Source organism: Neobacillus drentensis (genome assembly GCF_036966985.1).
Lineage (GTDB): Bacteria > Bacillota > Bacilli > Bacillales > Cytobacillaceae > Neobacillus > Neobacillus drentensis_E.
In genome coordinates this window covers 1-3007 of the sequence record NZ_JBALSN010000747.1, presented here as the reverse complement: position 1 = coordinate 3007, position 3007 = coordinate 1, and the positions used below count along the sequence as shown (strand labels likewise).

Sequence of the window (3007 nt, the reverse complement as noted above, 5' to 3'; positions counted from 1 at the left end):
GGTAACCCTGTTTTAGGTCAAACACTTGCGACGCTTGAATGCCGTGTTGTCGAAGAAGTAACAGGGGGAACTCATTCCGTTTTTTTGGGTGAGGTGCAGAAGGCCTATGCCTCTGACGGGGAGCCTTTAGTCTACTATCGCGGGAAGTTTGGCAAATTTGAGGAAGCAAAATAGCATTCATCGATTGGTTTGCAAATTGAAATAAATAGGAGGTAGTAAAATGGCATTAATGACAGGTAAGCAATATCAGGAGTCACTAAATGATGGGCGTGAGGTTTATATTGATGGGGAAAAAGTCAAGAATGTTGCCGCACATCCATCATTTAAGCCAATTGTTGATGTTAAAGCTAGGATGTATGATATGGCATTTGAAGCGAATTATCGCGATATNNGGCCAAGTTGTTTCTCGTGCCTATAAAATGCCTGAAACAAAAGAGGATCTCAGCGCTATTCGCAAACACGTCGAAACGGTACTTGACGATCTCGGCGGGGTGGTTTATCGCGTTGGAGATGAAACCATTGGTGAAATGTGGTCCCTATATGACGCTCAAGACAAATTAAATGAAATTGATCCGACCTATGCAAAAAATATTAGGTATCACATTGACCGAGTTGCACGGGAGGACTTGTTCCATGTTTCGGCGAACACAGACCCAAAAGGGGATCGTAGCAAATTGTTCAGTGGAAAAGATGGTGGAACTCTCCTTCACGTGGTTGAGGAAAATGACCGAGGTATCGTGGTTAAGGGGGCAAAGTTTGAAACAGCTGCCGCCTATGCGCACCAAGCCTTTGTAAAACCAACCATTCTAGACTGGAATGCCGGTTCTGAGAAGATGGCTCCGTTTGCGTGCGGATTCATTTGTGATATGGGAGCACCTGGTCTGAAGCACATTTGTCGTACATCCTTAGGAACAGATCGAAACCCTCAGGATTATCCAATCGCCACGAAATTTGAAGAAATTGATACCTTACTAATTTTTGATCATGTCTTAATTCCATGGGAAAATGTCCTTTTCCATCGCTCCTTAGAATCTGCCGCCTATATCCGTTCCACACTTCATCGTTATTCTGCTTTTAACTACACCCTTAGAATGTTGCGCAGAGCTGATTATTTAATTGGTGCAGCGTTATTAAATGTTGAACAAACAGGTTTAACACATCTACAAGCTGTTAAAGAAAAAATCTCTGAGTTAATCAATTATCGCGAGGGAATCAATGCCCATTTAACTGCTGCCGTAGCTGATGCCAAAAGGAGTCCAGGCGGGTTAATGATGCCTAATCCATCACTACTGTATACTGGACGTGTCTTTGCCTTAGCCAATTTTCCAGCGATGGCCCATTTAACGAGAGAACTTGTTGGTGGTCAATTAGCCGTAACTCCGGATTCGACAACCATGGCAGATCCAGAAATTAAGCAATATTTTGACCAATATTATTCAGTTGGTGAGTGGACACCTGAAGATAGAGGAAAATTACTTTATTTCGCAAGAGATTTATTAAATTCCTCATATGCGGGCCACAGAACCACGTTTGAATTATTTGCCCAAAGTCCGCCATTCGCACAACAAATGGCAGTATTTAATAATTTTGATATGGAAACGCAGCGCGAATTAGTGCGGAAAGCAGCAGGGCTGAATCAGTCTTCACCAGTTTCTAGCAACTAATGTAAGAATGGTTTGAACATACAAGCGATATAGACTTAATTCTGGAGCAGCAGTACTGGATTGATTCCGTATTGTTGCTTCAGTTTATTTTTAAGGACAATTGCCAAATAGTTATGGATGGCATGGAAGGCGAGGGAATGTTTTGAGAATTAATATTCATCGATTATTAATGGATATAGATAGATATGCAGCCTATGGAAAAAATGAATATGGAGGCGTGACTAGGCCTAGTTTTTCTCCAGCTGACCATGAAGTTCGCCAGTTATTTATAGAAGAAATAACGGAAATGGGAATGCAAGTAACCATTGATGGTGCTGCAAATATTTGGGGGAGATATAAAGGAGCAGGAAAAAAAGAAGGAAGTATCGTCATAGGTTCCCATTTAGATTCTGTTCCAAATGGAGGAAAATATGATGGTCCATTAGGTGTTTTAATGGCAAAAGAAATTGTGAAAAGTTTAATAGAGTCAAATATCCGCTTAGATCATGATATTGAAATAGTATCCTTTACTGCAGAGGAATCAAATGATTTTAATTTATCTACTTTCGGGAGCCGCTCATTTGTTGGCCGTATAACCGCGGAAATGGTGGAAGGTGCACGTGATTTGAAAGGTGCTCGTCTTAGTGATGAATTAATAAAGGTTAATGGCGGACTAGATAAATTCGGAATGATGAAAAATATGCATAGTGAGAAGAAGGCATTTATAGAGCTTCATATAGAGCAAGGACAGCGCTTAGAAAATGCTAATATTTCAATGGCGGTGATTAACAGCGTGGTCGGGACTTACCGAAGTACGGTAAGAGTGCTGGGTCAATCCAATCATTCGGGTACAACGATGATGAATGATCGAAAAGATGCACTGACGGCGGCCTCTGAAATGATTCTAGCCGTGGAAAGATATTGTTCGGACAAGGGTAATGTAGTCGGCACAGTCGGAAAATTAACGGTCAGTCCGAATGCAGCCAATATCATTCCAGGTCAGATTGATTTCATTTTGGAGGTTAGAGCTGAAAAATCGGAAACAATCCAAGAAACGGTAGAGGCCATCCAAGAGGTTTGGCGGGAAATAGCCACAAGAAGAGAAGTGGAAATTCAACAAGAAGTGTTTCTCAATCAAAAACCAGAAGTATTAGATCAGGATGTTGTTACTTGTCTTGTCGAAACAGCTAAGGAAATGAATGAACCTTGTTTAATTCTCCCCAGTATGGCAGTACACGATGCAGCCCATATGGCAAGTGTCACGAAGTCGGCGATGGTATTTGTTAAAAGCATAGACGGGAAAAGTCATTGCCCTGAAGAGTATAGCCATCCTGATGATATTGAAAAAGCAGGTAATTTAATAT

The 3007-nt window shown here is 41.3% G+C and carries 3 protein-coding genes and 1 pseudogene; all 4 read left to right on the top strand.

The window, feature by feature from the left end; genetic code table 11:
* Positions 1–174 (top strand): flavin reductase family protein (locus V7659_RS31265; protein WP_335543875.1); only part of this gene is annotated, 174 nt, incomplete at its 5' end.
* A 46-nt stretch (positions 175–220) separates the two neighbouring features.
* A pseudogene (locus tag V7659_RS31260) lies at positions 221–953 on the top strand (4-hydroxyphenylacetate 3-hydroxylase N-terminal domain-containing protein); the annotation flags it as partial.
* Positions 954–1091: 138 nt separating this feature from the next.
* Positions 1092–1664 carry a 4-hydroxyphenylacetate 3-hydroxylase C-terminal domain-containing protein gene (locus V7659_RS31255; protein WP_335543874.1) on the top strand — a complete coding sequence of 191 codons (573 nt, stop codon included), beginning with the start codon at positions 1092–1094 and terminating at the stop codon, positions 1662–1664.
* Between the two features lie 142 nt (positions 1665–1806).
* A partial coding sequence (locus V7659_RS31250; RefSeq protein ID WP_335543873.1) for a Zn-dependent hydrolase occupies positions 1807–3007 on the top strand: 1201 nt, incomplete at its 3' end.

Bases quoted from the DNA above. Each gene is read 5' to 3' on its own strand.
- V7659_RS31255 (WP_335543874.1), top strand. From the start codon at position 1,092: ATGTTGCGCAGAGCTGATTATTTAATTGGTGCAGCGTTATTAAATGTT.